At 46.7% G+C, this 16,223-nt stretch carries 14 protein-coding genes; 9 read left to right on the top strand and 5 right to left on the bottom strand.

The genetic code is table 11. The annotated features are described in order from the left end of the window. Nucleotides 1–210 precede the first annotated feature (210 nt). Together R7E47_RS06090 and R7E47_RS06085 are read left to right on the top strand one after the other, a co-directional pair. The gene (locus R7E47_RS06090) at nt 211–2,241 is read left to right on the top strand and encodes a S8 family serine peptidase (RefSeq protein ID WP_206949453.1); all 2,031 of its coding nucleotides are present in this window, start codon (nt 211–213) and stop codon (nt 2,239–2,241) included. 9 nt (nt 2,242–2,250) lie between these two features. Next, the gene (locus R7E47_RS06085) at nt 2,251–2,613 is read left to right on the top strand and encodes an ATPase (protein ID WP_318083975.1); all 363 of its coding nucleotides are present in this window, start codon (nt 2,251–2,253) and stop codon (nt 2,611–2,613) included. Nucleotides 2,614–2,698: 85 nt separating this feature from the next. Here the strand turns inward: R7E47_RS06085 and phnX are convergent, their stop codons facing one another. The 3 genes from phnX to phnW form a co-directional block, all read right to left on the bottom strand. After that, nucleotides 2,699–3,514 carry a phosphonoacetaldehyde hydrolase gene (gene phnX / locus R7E47_RS06080; protein ID WP_318083974.1) on the bottom strand — a complete coding sequence of 272 codons (816 nt, stop codon included), beginning with the start codon at nt 3,512–3,514 and terminating at the stop codon, nt 2,699–2,701. 88 nt (nt 3,515–3,602) lie between these two features. Next, nucleotides 3,603–4,982 (bottom strand): aspartate aminotransferase family protein, encoded by a 1,380-nt coding sequence (locus R7E47_RS06075; RefSeq protein WP_318083973.1) that lies wholly within the window; start codon nt 4,980–4,982, stop codon nt 3,603–3,605. Between the two features lie 26 nt (nt 4,983–5,008). Continuing rightward, nucleotides 5,009–6,112, bottom strand: a complete 1,104-nt coding sequence (gene phnW / locus R7E47_RS06070; RefSeq protein ID WP_005432490.1) for a 2-aminoethylphosphonate--pyruvate transaminase — start codon at nt 6,110–6,112, stop codon at nt 5,009–5,011. A gap of 266 nt (nt 6,113–6,378) precedes the next feature. Here phnW and R7E47_RS06065 point away from each other — a divergent pair, with 266 nt between their 5' ends. The 5 genes from R7E47_RS06065 (at nt 6,379) to R7E47_RS06045 (ending at nt 12,175) form a co-directional block, all read left to right on the top strand. After that, nucleotides 6,379–7,389: a putative 2-aminoethylphosphonate ABC transporter substrate-binding protein gene (locus R7E47_RS06065; protein ID WP_171342663.1), complete on the top strand. Its 1,011-nt coding sequence runs from the start codon at nt 6,379–6,381 to the stop codon at nt 7,387–7,389. Nucleotides 7,390–7,649: 260 nt separating this feature from the next. Continuing rightward, nucleotides 7,650–8,756 carry a putative 2-aminoethylphosphonate ABC transporter ATP-binding protein gene (locus tag R7E47_RS06060; RefSeq protein WP_256900355.1) on the top strand — a complete coding sequence of 369 codons (1,107 nt, stop codon included), beginning with the start codon at nt 7,650–7,652 and terminating at the stop codon, nt 8,754–8,756. Nucleotides 8,757–8,764: 8 nt separating this feature from the next. After that, on the top strand, nt 8,765–10,489 hold the full coding sequence (locus R7E47_RS06055; RefSeq protein WP_104980389.1) for a putative 2-aminoethylphosphonate ABC transporter permease subunit: 1,725 nt from the start codon (nt 8,765–8,767) through the stop codon (nt 10,487–10,489). A gap of 9 nt (nt 10,490–10,498) precedes the next feature. Continuing rightward, nucleotides 10,499–11,203, top strand: coding sequence for a phosphonate utilization transcriptional regulator PhnR (phnR, locus tag R7E47_RS06050; protein WP_005374048.1), 705 nt, complete (start codon nt 10,499–10,501; stop codon nt 11,201–11,203). A 66-nt stretch (nt 11,204–11,269) separates the two neighbouring features. Continuing rightward, nucleotides 11,270–12,175 (top strand): EamA family transporter, encoded by a 906-nt coding sequence (locus tag R7E47_RS06045; protein WP_225455338.1) that lies wholly within the window; start codon nt 11,270–11,272, stop codon nt 12,173–12,175. 68 nt (nt 12,176–12,243) lie between these two features. On the opposite strand, the gene R7E47_RS06040 is transcribed toward R7E47_RS06045, so the two are convergent. Beyond that, nucleotides 12,244–12,795, bottom strand: coding sequence for an outer membrane beta-barrel protein (locus R7E47_RS06040; RefSeq protein WP_085569210.1), 552 nt, complete (start codon nt 12,793–12,795; stop codon nt 12,244–12,246). A gap of 12 nt (nt 12,796–12,807) precedes the next feature. Further along, nucleotides 12,808–13,734 (bottom strand): VirK/YbjX family protein, encoded by a 927-nt coding sequence (locus R7E47_RS06035; protein WP_181881307.1) that lies wholly within the window; start codon nt 13,732–13,734, stop codon nt 12,808–12,810. A gap of 412 nt (nt 13,735–14,146) precedes the next feature. Between R7E47_RS06035 and R7E47_RS06030 the strand changes: the two genes are divergently transcribed. Beyond that, nucleotides 14,147–14,506, top strand: coding sequence for a DUF3316 domain-containing protein (locus R7E47_RS06030; RefSeq protein ID WP_064369428.1), 360 nt, complete (start codon nt 14,147–14,149; stop codon nt 14,504–14,506). A gap of 218 nt (nt 14,507–14,724) precedes the next feature. Beyond that, on the top strand, nt 14,725–16,125 hold the full coding sequence (locus R7E47_RS06025) for an FAD-dependent oxidoreductase (protein WP_115386471.1): 1,401 nt from the start codon (nt 14,725–14,727) through the stop codon (nt 16,123–16,125). The last annotated feature ends 98 nt before the right edge of the window (nt 16,126–16,223 follow it).

The following is a 16,223-nucleotide window of genomic DNA, read 5'->3' as shown; positions in this document are numbered from 1 at the left end:
ATTGCTTTATAAGGTTTTGTTGATGATTTTTAATGTTAACTTAAAGTGTTTATTGAATGATCTTTTGTACAAATTTGTATATTCATGAAACAAATTGTTTGGCATTTTTGCTCTGTAAACTATAGCTGAAGCTCTCATGCAAACATCATGATGATGACTTTTCATGAGAATATAGTGAATAAAAATTAGCTCAAATAAGGAATAGGGCAAATGCACTACACAACAAGTAAAAAACAAGGCTTATTTTCGTTGTCTGCTGTAGCAATAGCACTGACCACTTCGATGTCAGCGTTTGCGGCTCCACCAATGGGATTTGATGAATCTAAGTTACCGACGAAGTACATCGTCAAATTCAAAGAAGATGCAGTCAGCCGTTCTTCAATGGGTGGTAACTCATTCTGGGGGCCACGAATCGCGCAGGAGTCTGTTCTAGAACAGGTGAAGGCACGTAAGGTGGAAAAACTGGGCAATCGCGCCATTTACAGCGTTGAACTGGATGGCGATGACTTAGAGCCGCTTCGCAATCGTAGTGATGTGGAATACGTGGAAGTCGATCCACCTCGCTATTTGCTCAGCGAAACGACCCCATGGGGATATGAAGCGGTTAATGCTCAACTGCTAGCTGACTTCAATGCGGGTAATCGCACTGTATGTATTATCGATTCAGGGTACGACATTTCGCACAACGACCTAAGCGGTAACCGCGTTGCTGGTACTAACGATAGTGGTACGGGATCATGGAGTGATCCGGGTAACAACAATGCCCACGGTACTCACGTCGCGGGTACGATTGCTGCGATTGCCAACACCGAAGGTGTAAAGGGTGTGATGCCAAACCAGAATGTGAATTTGCACATCGTGAAAGTATTTAACGAATCGGGTTGGGGTTACTCATCTGGGCTTGTTAAAGCAATCCAGACCTGTGCCGATAATGGTGCTAACGTTGTGAACATGAGCCTTGGTGGTAGTCAATCAAGCCGAACTGAGCAAAATGCACTGCAAAATATTTACGATCAAGGCGTTCTATTGATCGCCGCTGCGGGTAATGATGGCAATACAGCGCACAGCTATCCAGCTTCTTATGACTCAGTGATGTCTGTTGCGGCTGTTGATAATCAAAATGATCATGCAGCGTTCTCACAATCTACTAGTCAAGTTGAGATCTCAGGCCCGGGTGTGGCGATCTTATCAACGGTTACGGTAGGTGAAGGTAAACTTTCTGATATTACCTTGAATGGTGTCAGTCAGTTTGATCGTGGGATTGTTCCTCACAATCGTTTGATCAATAACGGTTCTTCGTATGTTCCGGATCCAATCGCGGGTTCAGTAACGGCAACGCTAGATAGCTGTGATGTATCTGGCGGTAACGTTAACTGTGGTGATATGTCGGGCAAAATTTGTTTGACTGAGCGTATTGGCAACCAGTCTTCAGGAAACTACCCTGAAGTGGATGCGGTTCAGGCTTGTTACAATGCGGGTGCGCGAGCTGCAATCGTATACAGCAACTCTGAACTACCTGGTTTACAAAACCCATTCTTGGTAGACACAAACAACGCTTATCGTATGGTTTCGGTAACGGTTGATCGTGCATTTGGTCAAGAGCTGTTGGGGTATGTTGGTCAGGAAATTACTGTTGCAACAACCTCTGGTGAAGATTACGAATACTACAATGGTACATCAATGGCGACACCGCACGTAACGGGCGTAGCTGGCTTGGTGTGGAGTTACCACCCAACCTGTACAGCAGCGCAAGTGCGTAATGCCCTAGTGAAAACTGCAACAGATATTGATGTTGCTGGTCGAGACAACCGTACTGGCCACGGCCTAGTTAATGCTGAAGCGGCGAAGCTGTTCTTGGACGCTGGCTGTAATGGACCTGATGGTGGTAGCTCTTCGGATTCTAGCTTCTCAAATACCAGCCCTGTCGCGATTCCAGATAATAAATCTTCTGGCGCAATCAGTGCAGTAGAAGTCGATCGCTCTGGTGATTCAGGCACAGTAAGTATTGACGTTGATATTAGCCACACTTACATCGGTGATCTACGAGTGACTTTAACGTCACCGACTGGTGGAGAAGTTGTACTTCACAATAATACCGGCGGCAGCGCTAACGATATAAAAAATACGTTCCAAGCGGATTTTTCTGGTTTTGAATCGCAAGGTACATGGGAACTAAAAGCGGTGGACAGTGCCAGAAGAGACACAGGCACCATCAACAGTTGGACTCTGACCTTTCAATAAGGAGTGGCTATGAAGAAGTTGACCTTACTTTCTTTGTCTGCGGTAGGCGCTACCGCACTATTGGCAATCGGACTGAGCTCAAGCAGCTTGGCAAACAATCAAGGATTTCCTCTCGTGGATGAACGCCAAGATCAAGCCGAGCAGCAACCTGCACGTTACTTTGTTAAGTATCATGAAGGAAAAGAGAGCGAAGTGAGAGCGCTTCTTCGTCAGCACAACATTGAAGTGGTCGACGCTCTGGTGAAACAACACGTATTGATTGTGGTGGGTGAACAGGCGGAAGTCGATAAGCTCGCCGCTCACGATGCGGTCGAATACACTGAGCAAGAGCCGACAAGAAAGCTGCTATCTAACGGAAATACGCTTCAATAAGCCAAACTTTCTTAAGATAGTACCAAAAAGAAAAACGCCCCTCACGTGCGGGGCGTTTGTTTCATTTATTTGTGGAAGATGAAGACTAAGGACGTTCACCTGCCGCTAGGCGACGTTCGATATCTGCAACCACTTCTGGGAAGTCAGCGATCGTATCGATAAGGTAGTGCGGCGAGCTCTTGAGCAGTTTTGCACGCGCTTTTTCACGAGCGGCATCAAGCGTTGCTTCGTCCGCGGCTTGGTATTCTTCAAACGTTAGACCTGCTTCGTTACCAGAAAGCAGCAAACCAACGGTCCACATACCGGCGTTGTGACCTTCATCGATGCCCGGTGCGGCGTCATCCACTTTGATACACGCATTAACGTCGGTAACATTCAGCTCAATCACGTTTTTCAGTGCCATAAATGGTGCTGGGCGACCACCTTGCGGCAGGTCATCCGTTGCTACTACGTAATCTGGTTTGTAGCCGTAATCCGCAGCCACAGGAATCAGCACATCCATCACTTCACGAGGGTAACCAGAACAAGAACCGATCTTGATGCCTTTGTCTTTCAGACCGTTCACAACTTCAATCGCATTAAGGATTGGCTCTGCGTGGTCAGCCACTTTTGCTTTTTGCAGCGGCATGAATGCTGCGTAGATAGCGTCGATGTCTTCGCTGGTCATTGAGCGACCAAACTTCTCATTCCAACGCTTATCAACCGCAGGGATGCGACCCACCGCTTGGATGTGCTCCCACTTACCAAGCCCCATTGGTTCGCGCGCTTCTTCAAGGTCGATTTCAAAATCAAAGCCTTGTTTGAACGCTTCCACAAAGATACTGGTTGGCGCAAAAGAGCCGAAATCGACGATAGTGCCAGCCCAGTCAAAGATCACTGCTTGAATTGGTGAATTGCTCATGTTCAATCCTTTTTCTTGCTTGCCAGAGGGCTTGTCTTCACGTTGGAACCGCGCTCTGGATAATTGGTTTTGTTGAGGTCTATTGACCCTAAAAGTAGTTAAAGTCTTTGCACACTTTGGCGATGGCTTCTTCGAAAATTGCCAACGCTTCTGTCAGCTGTTCGTGAGTGATGATCAGCGGTGGGCTGAGTTGAATCACGTTACCTTGCGATACCTTGAAACTCACTCCGTTGTTGAGGCATTGGTACAGCACGGCCTCGGCTTCGTCGTAGGCGCGCTGCTTGCCCTCATGGTCGGTGACTAGCTCAATACCCCAAAGCATGCCGATGCCGCGCACATCGCCAATTACTGGGTATTTGGCTTTCATTTCTAGCAGCTTGTCACGCATGAACTGGCTGTCAGCTTTAGCTTTGTCTAGCAAACCGTCTTGCTCAATAGCTTCCATGGTTGCCAGTGCCGCAGCACAACCGATAGGGCTTTTCTCATGAGTGTAATGACCCATGGAGATTTGCTCGGCAGTGTTGTATTTGTCTTTGGTTACCATGGCTGCGATAGGCACTAATCCTCCGCCCAAACCTTTACCGATGCAGAGCATATCTGGCTCGATGTCATAGGCTTGGTAGGTAAACCATTCTCCGCTGCGACCCATGCCATTCGGGATGTCGTCGATGATCAACATGACATTGTGTTTGTCACAGATTTCTCGAATGCGTTTCCAGTAGGCTTTGCTCGGCACTTGTACGTCGGTATTACGAACCGCTTCTGCGATAAATGCGCCCACGCCGCCTTCTTTCTCAATCACGTATTCAAGGTAGTCGGCGTAATGCACGTCGCTGCCGTCCGCAATTGGGAAAGCGCCACGGTAAGATATGGCTGGTGGAATGCGTTCAACACCTGCCATTAATGGTCCCATTCCTTGACGAAAACACGCTTCGCCGCCCACTGAGATGGCATCCAATGATGCGCCGTGGAAGGAATCCCACAGAGACACCACCTTGTAGTTGCCCGTGATATGGCGCGCTAGTTTAAGTGCCATGCCCACTGCAGATGTGCCACCCGGCGCAAACAGCACGCGATTCAATTCGCCGCCACATATTTGGGTAAGTTTTTCGGCACACTCAATTGCGGTTTCATTGGTAAAACGACGTGGTGAAAACGGCAGTTTGGCAATTTGCTCTTGCACACGTTTAATCACATGCGGATGACCGTAGCCCAACTGATGGACGTTATTGCCATGGAAGTCCATGTACTTTTTGCCGGTGGCGTCTTGGATGTAGATGCCTTCTGCTGCTTCCAAGGTATCTAAGCAAGGCGTTGACATGGCTTGATGAAGAAAGACCTCCGAATCACGCTTCAACAAAGCTTGCGTGCGTTCGTCGTCCATCGATGCATTCCAAGCTTGGCGCGCTGGTGTCGTGTTGACATCACCTTCGCTGCGGAAATGGGTCGGTTTGATATTCTGAGTCATAACGCTCTCTCAATCAGAAGGCTGCTTTAAGCAACTTGCCAGTACATTGCTTTTTCAATCGCACCGATTAAGCGCTCGATATCTGCTGGGTAAACTTCGCCAATGTTGCCGATGCGGAAGCAATCTGCGTTCGATACTTTACCCGGATAAATCACGAAGCCCTGCTCTTTCAAACGTGTGTAGAACGCTTTGAACTGGTAATCACTGTGCGTCGGAGAGTAGAAAGAAGTGATGATTGGCGAATGAAGGTCATCACTCAGTAGTGGTTCGAACCCCAGAGAACGCATTCCTGCAACCAGTGTTTTCTGGTTAGTTTGGTAACGGTTATGACGAGCCTCAATGCCGCCTTCTTGTTCCAGCTCTAATAATGCTTGGTAGAAAGCGCGAACTGTGTGCGTTGGAGACGTAAAACGCCATTTGCCGTGGTTCACTTCCATGCAATGCCATTGGTCGTAAAGATCAAGGCTCAAAGAACGTGCCTGACCTTGGCACTTTTCGAGTTCAGTTTGTTTTGCAATCACAAAGCCAAAACCCGGTACGCCTTGAATACATTTGTTTGCAGAGCTGATCATAAAATCGATGCCTAGCTCTGCGATATCGATAGGAATGCCACCAAAGCTCGACATGGCATCGAGAATCACGACTTTACCGTGTGCTTTCGCTGCAGAAGCAAATGCCTCAATTGGATTCAGCATGCCAGTGGTTGTCTCACAGTGAACAATCGCCACGTGTGTGATCGCAGGGTCCGATGCCAATGCAGTTTCCACCTCGTTCAAGTGTGGCTGTGATGTTTCGCCTGGGGAAACTACATGGCATGGAATATTTAGGTAATCAGCGATCTGAGCGATACGCGCACCGTAAGCACCGTTGTCGACAACCAACAATTTTCCATCTTTGCCAATGGCACTGCCAATCGTTGCTTCGACTGATGCGGTGCCGCTACCTTGCATTAGTACACTGGTGTAGCCGTCTTGCTCCGTCGCCAGTTTTACAAGCTTAGTGCGGATCACTTCTACAATGTCTTTGTTGTATTCATCATCCCAAGTACACCAGTCTTTTAGCATGGCTTCACGTACCGTTTCAGAAGTAGATAGAGGACCTGGAGTCAGTAGTAGGTATTCGTTTTTCATCTCGATTTCCATCAGAATAGGCTAATTGGTCTACACCAAATTTCGAGTTCACTTTAGCGAGGAAGAAAAGGGCAGTAAATAGGCGAATCTCCAATTTCATAAAACTTTAATATCCAGAAAATGGCGGATCAATTGAACGATTATTCAGCGCAAATTTTCGTAAAACTGCCATTTAATGGTCATGATTTCGTCACAAAGGCTCAGTAGGGTGTATATCGTCAACTGGTACAGACCAAACGAAAACTTAGCCAAATTAACTGGAGAAAATGATGAAAAACCGTTTGATGAAAGGATCGCTGGCTGCACTTGTCTCTCTGCTAGCTACGAATGCAATGGCAGCACAGGAAGTCACGGTTTACACCGCTTTCGAAACTGACATTCTTGCTAAATACAAGTCTGCGTTTGAGAAAGATAACCCAGATATCAAGATTAAGTGGGTTCGTGATTCAACAGGTATCATGACGGCGAAATTGCTGGCAGAAAAGAATAACCCTCAAGCAGAAGTGGTTTGGGGTCTGGCTGGCTCGTCAATGGCACTGCTTAAAGATGAAGGTCTTCTTAAGCCTTACACACCAAAAGGTTTGGAAGAGCTGCACGCGAACCTAAACGACCCTCAATCAAACCAAGCTTGGTTCGGTAACGATGCGTTCTTTAACGCAGTTTGTTTCAACGAAGCGGTAGCGAAACAACTTAACCTACCGAAACCAACATCTTGGGAAGACCTAACGAAGCCGGTTTACAAAGGTCACATTGCAATGCCGAACCCTGCGTCTTCGGGCACTGGCTACATGCAAGTTTCTGCGTGGCTACAAAACATGGGTGAAGATCAGGCATGGAACTACATGCGTGACTTAGACAAGAACATTGCACACTACACGCACTCGGGTTCTAAGCCATGTGTTCAAGCGGGTATGGGTGAAGTGGCTATCGGTATCTCGATGGCAAGCCGCGGCGCGAAGTTGAAAACACAAGGCGCGCCACTAGCGGTGATCACACCAAAAGGCATCGGTTGGGAATCAGAAGCCGTTGGTCTAGTAAAAGAGTCGGATGCAGCGAAACGTGTTGTCGACTGGTCAATCTCTAAAGCGGCAAACGAGCTTTACGTAGAAATGTACCCAGTGGTTGCACATAAAGAAGTGAAAGCTACTGTGTCTAACTTCCCTAATGTTCAAGAGAACATGGCGAAGATGGACTTTGCGCAAATGGGCAGCAAGCGTGCAGAGATTCTAACGGCATGGTCTGAGAAATTTGACGCGAAATCAGAGCCAAAATCTTAATTGAATTTGCTTTGAGTTGAATACTGAAATCCACCTCGGTTGAGGTGGATTTTTTGTTTTCTATGTTATTTCAGAGTTTGCTGCAAGTAGATTCCTAGTCTCACCTAGGTTCGCTGGAATGACGGACTTAAGAAAGTCGGGAATCTCTAATTACCACTCTCATCTCCCTTCATCTATTTGTCATCTTCTGGCTATAAATTTGTCATTGGAACGTAACACTCCAAAACTAAAGTTGGTATATACCATCTGGAGCGTGTGTTATGTCAACTAACCAACATTACCTAAATATCGAAAATGTAGTGAAGCAATTCGGACAGTTCACTGCATTAAAGAAAATCTCGCTAGCGATTGAAAAGGGCGAGTTTGTTTGTTTTCTTGGTCCTTCTGGCTGCGGTAAAACCACTCTGCTACGTGCCATTGCAGGTTTAGACTTGCCAACGTCTGGTGCGATTTTTCAAAACGGTCAAGAGACCACATTCCTACCACCAGAGAAGCGCGATTTCGGCATCGTATTCCAATCTTACGCGCTGTTTCCGAACCTAACTGTGCAAGAGAATATTGCAGTGGGTTTGAAGAACCAAGGTATGTCGACCAAAGAAGCGCTAGAGAAAGTAGATTACTGGTTAGAAACCATTGGTCTTCCAACCTCTGGCGAGAAATTCCCTAACCAACTTTCTGGTGGTCAACAGCAGCGTGTAGCACTCGCTCGCGCATTAGCGCTATCTCCGGGTTTACTGTTATTGGATGAGCCGCTGTCAGCGCTGGATGCAAAAGTGCGTGTTCACTTACGTGATGAGATTTGCAAGCTGCAACGCAAGCTTGGCATCACCACCATCATGGTTACGCACGATCAGGATGAAGCGTTGTCGATGGCGGATCGTATCGTGGTAATGAAACATGGTGTGATTGAGCAAGTTGGCACACCTCAAGAGATTTACCAACAACCAGCCACGCGCTTTGTTGCTGAGTTTGTCGGCAGCATGAACTTTATTGAAACCTCAGTCGCAACGGATTCCCAAGTACGAATTGCAGAAACCTTGATGCCAGCGCCAAGCTTGACTAATCGTAAGATCCAACGCGGTGACCGCTTCGACCTTGCGGTGCGTCCTGAAAGCATCAAGTTCGTTGAAAACTACAACAACTCTTTACCAGTGCGAGTTACCGCAACCGAGTTTTTGGGGGCGTTTTTCCGTATTGATTGCGTATTGCAAAACGACAGCTCAACGAAAACCATCGTCGTGGATGTGCCTGTGGAAACGGTTCAAAAACTCAATATCAAGACGGGCGATGTACGTTACATCCAGTTTGCTGAAGAAGGGCTGCATGGTTACGCCGTGCCCTCGGTTGATAAAGCGTTAGCAGCGTAGGTGTAAACATGGATGCGAAGACAATGACGATGAATAGCCTGACCACACAAGACAAAGCAAAATCCTTACTCGGACGTGTTAGCCGCGACAACCTTGTGTTGTTCGGTTTGCTCGCTGGCTTGTCGACCATGATGGTGATTTTCATCTTAATGCCGCTTTGGGCAATGTTGACCAAGAGTGTGCAAAATGCCAATGGCGAATTTGTCGGATTGGCAAACTTTGCGACGTACTTTTCCTCTTCAAGCTTATGGGTATCGGTAGGTAACACCTTCACTTTAGGCGTGATTGTGACCTCGGTAGTGGGTGTGCTTGCGTTTGGATATGCCTACGCGCTGACTCGCTCATGCATGCCGTTTAAAGGTTTGTTTCAAATCCTAGGTACTGCGCCGATTCTCGCGCCTTCGTTGTTACCAGCGATCAGTTTGATTTTCCTTTTCGGTAATCAAGGCATTGCCAAAGAGATGCTGTTAGGAAACTCGATTTACGGCGTGATTGGTATCTCGATGGGTTTGATTTTCTGGACCTTCCCTCATGCATTGATGATCTTAACCACTTCGCTGCGCACTTCAGATGCCCGTTTGTATGAAGCAGCCCGCGCACTTAAAACCTCACCAATCAAAACTTTCTTTATGGTGACGTTACCTGCGGCGAAATATGGTTTGATCAGTACGCTTATCGTCGTCTTTACACTTGTTATCACGGACTTTGGTGTGCCGAAAGTGATTGGGGGCAGCTACAACGTTTTGGCGACTGACATCTTCAAACAAGTTGTGGGACAGCAAAACTTTGCCATGGGTGCGGTGACCAGCATTATGCTTCTATTCCCTGCGGTAATGGCGTTCGGCGCAGACCGCTGGGTTCAGAAAAAGCAAAAGAGCTTATTTGACACTCGCTCGGTGCCTTATCAGCCAGAACCTAACAAAGCGCGCGACAGCATTTGTTTGGTTTACTGCAGCATCATTTCTATCGCAGTGCTCGCAGTGCTTGGCATGGCGGTGTATGGCTCGTTAGTTACGTTCTGGCCTTGGAACAAAGCGTTGACGCTAAACAACTACAACTTTGCTGAAATGAGCACTTACGGTTGGAGCCCATTCTTCAACTCGCTAACGCTGGCAGGTTGGACGGCAGTTATTGGTACAGCCATCATCTTTGTCGGTGCTTACTGCATTGAGAAAGGGCGTGCGTTTGGTCCAATTCGCCAAGTGATGCAAATGCTCAGCGTGGTGCCAATGGCAGTTCCGGGTATGGTGCTTGGCTTGGGTTACATCTTTTACTTCAATGATGCGAACAATCCTCTGGACGTGCTTTATGGCACCATGGCATTCTTGGTAATTAACACGGTAGTGCATTACTACACAGTGGGTCACATGACCGCCCTGACAGCGCTAAAGCAGTTGCCATCGGAGATTGAAGCCACGGCGGCATCGGTGAAGCTTCCTCAATACAAGTTGTTCTTTAAAGTGACATTACCTGTGTGTTTACCTGCGATTTTGGACATTGCGACTTACTTGTTTGTTAATGCATTGACCACCACTTCTGCGGTAGTATTCCTTTACTCAACCGATACGATTCCGGCTTCGGTCTCGATTCTGAATATGGACGATGCAGGTCAAACTGGCGCTGCAGCGGCAATGGCTGTGATGATCATGATGGCTGCCGCAATTGCGAAGATTGTTCAGATGACTTTGGGTAAATTGTTAGAGAATCGCACACAAGCTTGGCGCAAAAGATAAGGACACTTCGTGCAATACGTAAAAATTAAAGATTCGATTGTTGAACAGATTGAAGCAGGCATGCTATCGCCGCGTCAAAAACTGCCAGCAGAGCGTAAGTTGGCTGAGTCGTTCGATACTACACGCGTCACTCTGCGTGAAGCTTTATCATTGCTAGAAGCGGAAGGTCGAATCTATCGCGAAGATCGCCGAGGTTGGTTTATCTCACCTGAGCCATTGCGTTACGACCCAACCCAAACGCTGAACTTCCCGAACATGGCGAAAGCGCAAAATCGTGTGCCAAAAACGGAGTTGGTCGCAGCAAAAGGGACGTTGGCAAACAAACAAGCCGCGCGCTTGCTGGACTTGCAACCTTTCTCGGACGTGTATCGAGTCGACCGTGTGCGATACCTTGAGGATAGACCTGTGGTGTTCGTAACAAACTACATTCGCCCAGAGCTTTTTCCGAACCTGCTGGATTACGATTTATCAAATTCACTGACGGACATTTACCGCGAGCATTATGGCGTGACGTATCAAAAGATTCGCTACCGTATTTCAACCAGCACCTTGTTGGGGGAAATGGCTCAGGCACTGCGCGCGACAGCCGGCACGCCCGCGATGGTGGTGGAACGCATCAACTACAACCAACACGGTGAGTTGATTGATTGCGATATCGAATATTGGCGACACGATGCCATTAGCATTGAATCTCTGGCGGAACTCAATCGTTAAGTGGATTTTCTCATTATCTAAGGCTCCATCTCGGGGCCTTTATTTTATTCAGACAGGAACATTGAAATGGATTTGTTGGCGATTGGTCTCGTCGTTTTTTCTGCTGTTCTCCATGCGGGTTGGAATATCCTTGGTAAAAGCAACTCAGGCTCTGGACTCGCGTTTACTATGGCCGCCAGCTTTTCTGCATGTTTCATTCTTACCCCTTATTTGATTTGGTATTTGGCAACCATTGGCTGGACATCATTACCGAGTGAGTTTTGGGGGTTGCTGTTCATTAGCGGCATTTCACAAATGGTTTATCTGGTTGGTTTGATTGTCGCTTATAAGCATGCTGACGTGGGTGTGGTTTATCCCATTGCTCGGGCACTGCCAGTGATGATGGTCGGCGCAATCAGTGTGGCATTGGGACATGAATTATCCAGTCAGCAGTGGCTTGGGTTCTTGCTGATTACCCTTGGTTGTATGCTGGTGCCACTGACGAATTTTCGTCAAATGACATTGGGCTCCTATTTGAACGTCGGTGTGTTCTGGGCATTAATTGCCGCAATAGGCACAACGGGTTACTCGGTGGTCGATAAAGAAGCGCTGAGTTTACTTACAGGGCAAGCATCAGAGATCTTGAATGATCAGTACAGTGCGATCTTTTACTTAGGCGTGCAGTTTTGGGCAATTGGTATTCCTGCCCTTGTGTGGTGCTTGGCTACAGGCAAGCCAGATGAGATTAAGACAGCGTGGCAGATCCGCAAAACAGCCAGCATGGCAGGGGTAATGATGGCATCCACCTACGGCTTGGTGCTGTTTGCGATGACCATGACTGACAACGTGAGTTTGGTGGTGGCACTAAGGCAAATCAGCATTGTGTTTGGGTTGTTTATGGGGATTTGGTTTCTGTCTGAGAAATGGTATCTCACCCGAGGGCTTGGCGTTACTTCTATCGTGGCGGGGATTATTCTCGCGCTTGTGTATTGACCTATATTCACGAAAAAAGGCAGCGAATGAGCCTCTCGCTGCCTTTTGTATTAACTTGTAAGCCTTGTTTAAAAACGCAGTTGCGCACCAAACATCACGCCGCTAGAGTCAAAATCGCTGTTTTTTGAGTACACATATTCTGCATTCAAACCAAAGTGTTTATAGCTCCAGCCGATACCGCCAGCGGCTTCCCCTCCGACACTTGAGTGTTCGATGTTCTTGCTCTGACCGTTCACTCTATAAGTGTATTCGAGAGTGTAGAGAGTGACACCTGCCTTGCCGTACAGTTCGAAACCTGAACCCAGAGGATAGCTAGCATAGCCACTCAAGCGAGGTCCGGAGAAGCTCGTATCGGTGACTTCTGAAATCGGACTCACGAGTATCGAGCCGATACCGTCAAACGCGCCTTTATAACCTGCTTCGATACCAAAGTTATGTGTTGGCATGTAGCGGTAATATATTTCACCTAAGAACATGTCGCCTGATTCTTTGCTTGTCGGAGCATCGTAGTTCACATCGCCATAGCCAATGTTTGTACCTATGATGTGCTCACTGGTTTCTGCATTGGCTGACAAAGAAAAAGCCGACAACACTAAAGCAGTAATGAATGAATAACGCATGAACGCTTCTCCTTAGCTTTTAGCTTGCTCGCCTTTTAATATTTGTTCGAAAGTGACCTTGGTGTTGTCTAGCCATTCATAACGGCGACGATACATCGAACGCTTAGAGCGCGACATGCCTTCGATATCTCTACGGGGTGCATTTACATCAATTGAGTAAAAATGACGATTGTATTCGGTGCCGCCCAATTCTTGCCAGAGTGCATCGTAATCCGTTTTTATTCGCCCTTTGCTGTAACGTTTAGCTGCGTAAGTATGGGACTGCGTTTTCACCGCTAGAATCGTATTTACTTCCCAAATTTGTGCGAGCAAAGTGAGCAAGCTCACCATCAAGCTTTTTGGTCTCTGTCCGTAAAGCTTACGAGTTAGCTTTTTAATTTTCGCGTTGTTTTCTTCACTGCTTCGCGGTCCTTGTAAGCCTCCAATCATAATGCTGCGTCCAGATTCGATGTGACCTAGCGTAAAAGAGAGCGTGTAGAAGTTGCCATCTTCAGCGCTGTGCAGCACTAGGCTCATGTCGCCTTCTTTTTGATAACGTGCTTCGTATACTAATCTCACCGAGTACAGTATTTCGTCAATTTCAAAAGAGGCTAATGTTAGGCCTTTCGAGTCTGTGTAGATTTCTTCGATTGTTTGTTTAGAAAACAGTTCTGAAATAGTTTTATAGTGATCAACTACCAAGTTAGAACGATCGAACGCTGAGTTGTTTTTGATGATATACGGACGAAACGGTTTCTCTAAAAACCGATGCGTACGTGTACAAAGCAACTCTAACAATGACGATTCAATATTGTTTGAAAGGTGCTTAAATGCACGTTTGTAATAAAGCGCACGTAAGATGAACTTAGCTCTGTAGGTCCAAATTGGCTTGTAGACATCAGCATAATCATCTGAGTAAATCGATTTGCTATGGTAAAAAATAGATTTGTTCGCGGTCATTTTCACTCCAGATTAACTTGTGCTCAATAGCGACAATTAAGAACCGACGGACGAGCAGCGAAGAACCCGAAAAGGAGGAATGCAAAGCACGACTGAAAAGAGGTGGTTTTTGCTGTGTCCGACGTTTTTGTAAGGTTTTGAACACTGTTCTTTTGCTGGAATTCTAAGAGAAAATTGACCTTAGGTATTGTATGGTTTGGTAAGGAAATGTCAGGTTGAAACCCATTGTTCAAAAGGAAGAAAATGCGAATGTCGGCTGAATATGACGTTGAGTTGCTAAGTTAATGTGAAATAAGTTGAACGAAAATTGAACATTATTTGAAATTGTTTTGACGTGTTTTAGGTCTTTATACGTACCTTATAAGTATCGAGCCAATTTTGGCCCGATGTAAAGGTAAGTAAGGAGAGGTTTATGAAACGCTTAACAACTTTAGCAAGTACGATTGCTCTGATTGCTGCACCTTCTATGGCTCTTGCTGGTGGTTATCATTGGACAAACGATACCGAAACTATCCATGGCGACGTAATGGATAGCAAACAAGCGGCTTATGAAATGGGCCGAGACATGATCCAAAGCTACCAAAATAAATCATCTGGACAACTCCGTGATGAGTTTACGAGCCTTACAACGTATGTTGATCGCCAATCGTTTTCTATCACTGACTCAAAAGTCATGGTAAATGAGTTCTTGCAAAGTGACGGGCAAGTTGTTTACCAGCCTATTCTCAATGTTCAATACGAGTACCGCATGCGTGATACCGGTAAATATTAACCAGTAAGACGGACTCGAATTGTTTACCACTAATATTTTTGCTGTTTGTTTTGGGGAGCCACGAGCTCCCCATTTTGTTTTTGTTGGAAGCGAAAATTCGCACACTCTCAGTGCAACATTTTCTATCGCTCAGCGTTAGATTTTCTTGCTCGTTGATTGTCATCATCGTTTGTAAAGTGTTTGCGGAAATGGATGTAACGCACTAACGAGGATACCCGATGACACATCATTCATATTGGTTCAAGCAGGCAATTGAAGCTGAGCAACCAGAAACGCCACAACCGTTACAGCAGAACATTAATACTGACGTTGCGATTGTTGGTGGCGGATACACCGGACTTTGGACCGCGATTATGATTAAGCAGCAATCTCCGGAAAAAAAGGTAGTCGTGATTGAAAAAGGCCTTTGTGGCAGTGGTGCATCGGGCGCAAACGGCGGTTGTATGCTGACTTGGTCGACAAAGTTTCCGACATTGAAACGGTTATTCGGTGAAGAACATGCTGCTTGGTTGGTAAAAGAGTCGGAACAAGCAGTGCTAGAGATTGACGACTTTTGTCAGCAGCACAACATCGATGCGCAATTATCGTTGAAAGGGGTTTATTACACTGCAACCAATCAGGCTCAAACTGGGGGAATGCAGCCAGTTGTGGACGAGTTAAAGCGATTAGAAGTGAACAGTTGGCGTCGTTGCTCGGTGGAGGAACTGCGTGCCAATGCGGGATCGCCGCGCAATATAGAAGGCTTTCACTCTCCAGTTGCAGCCAGCGTTCAACCTGCTTTATTGGCGAGAGGATTAAGACGCGTCGCAATGGAGTTGGATGTTGAAATCTATGAGAATACGCCGATGACGCGTCTAGATTATGGAAAACCTGCCACTGTCTGTACACCTAAAGGAAATGTTCAAGCGCAGCAGGTGGTGTTGGCATTGAACGCATGGATGGTGGAGCAGTTTAAACAGTTTAAAAACAGTATCGTGGTGGTCTCTTCCGACATGGTGATCACCAAGCCGCTTGGTGACGCACTACCTCAATCTGGTTGGCAGGCAGGTTCTAGTGTGTTGGATTCTCGTATTTTTGTACACTATTACCGAGATACGCCAGATGGCCGTTTGATGTTGGGGAAAGGCGGCAATCAGTTTTCTTTCAATAACCAAGTTGACGCAATGTTTAACAAGCCAACACGCTACCAAGGTCTACTGCGTAAGTCGTTCGATAAGTTGTTTCCTCGTTTGAGAGGCGAGGAGTTTGCTTATTCATGGACGGGGGGCTCTGATCGTTCTGCTACTGGTTTCCCTTTTTTCGGCGATCTAGATAAACAGAGCAATATCTTTTACGGATTTGGTTATTCAGGCAATGGTGTAGCGCAGACTCGCATGGGCGGAAAGATCCTATCTTCATTGATATTGGGAATCGATAACGAGTGGACGAACAGTGGTTTAGCCAAAGGACCGTTGGGGTGTTTCCCACCAGAACCGCTTCGCTGGACCGGGGCTATGATAGTGCGCAACGCGGTACGTCGAAAAGAGGAAGCAGAAGATAACGAGAAAACGCCGTTTATCTGGGATAAGTGGCTAGCAAAACTTGCAGGACCAGCAGGTAAAGCGGATAAGCTTGACTAAACTGAAGACTTTAGCCACAAACGAGACAGTTTGCAGTGAAAGTCATTGGGGCGCGATGAAGCCTTGTGTTAGCCTCTGTCTTTCAAGCTCAGATTTAA

Source organism: Vibrio sp. Vb1026, from assembly GCF_033338745.1.
GTDB lineage: Bacteria > Pseudomonadota > Gammaproteobacteria > Enterobacterales > Vibrionaceae > Vibrio > Vibrio alginolyticus.
Note: the sequence above shows the minus strand (reverse complement) of the source record. Positions and strands in the feature narration are given on the sequence as shown.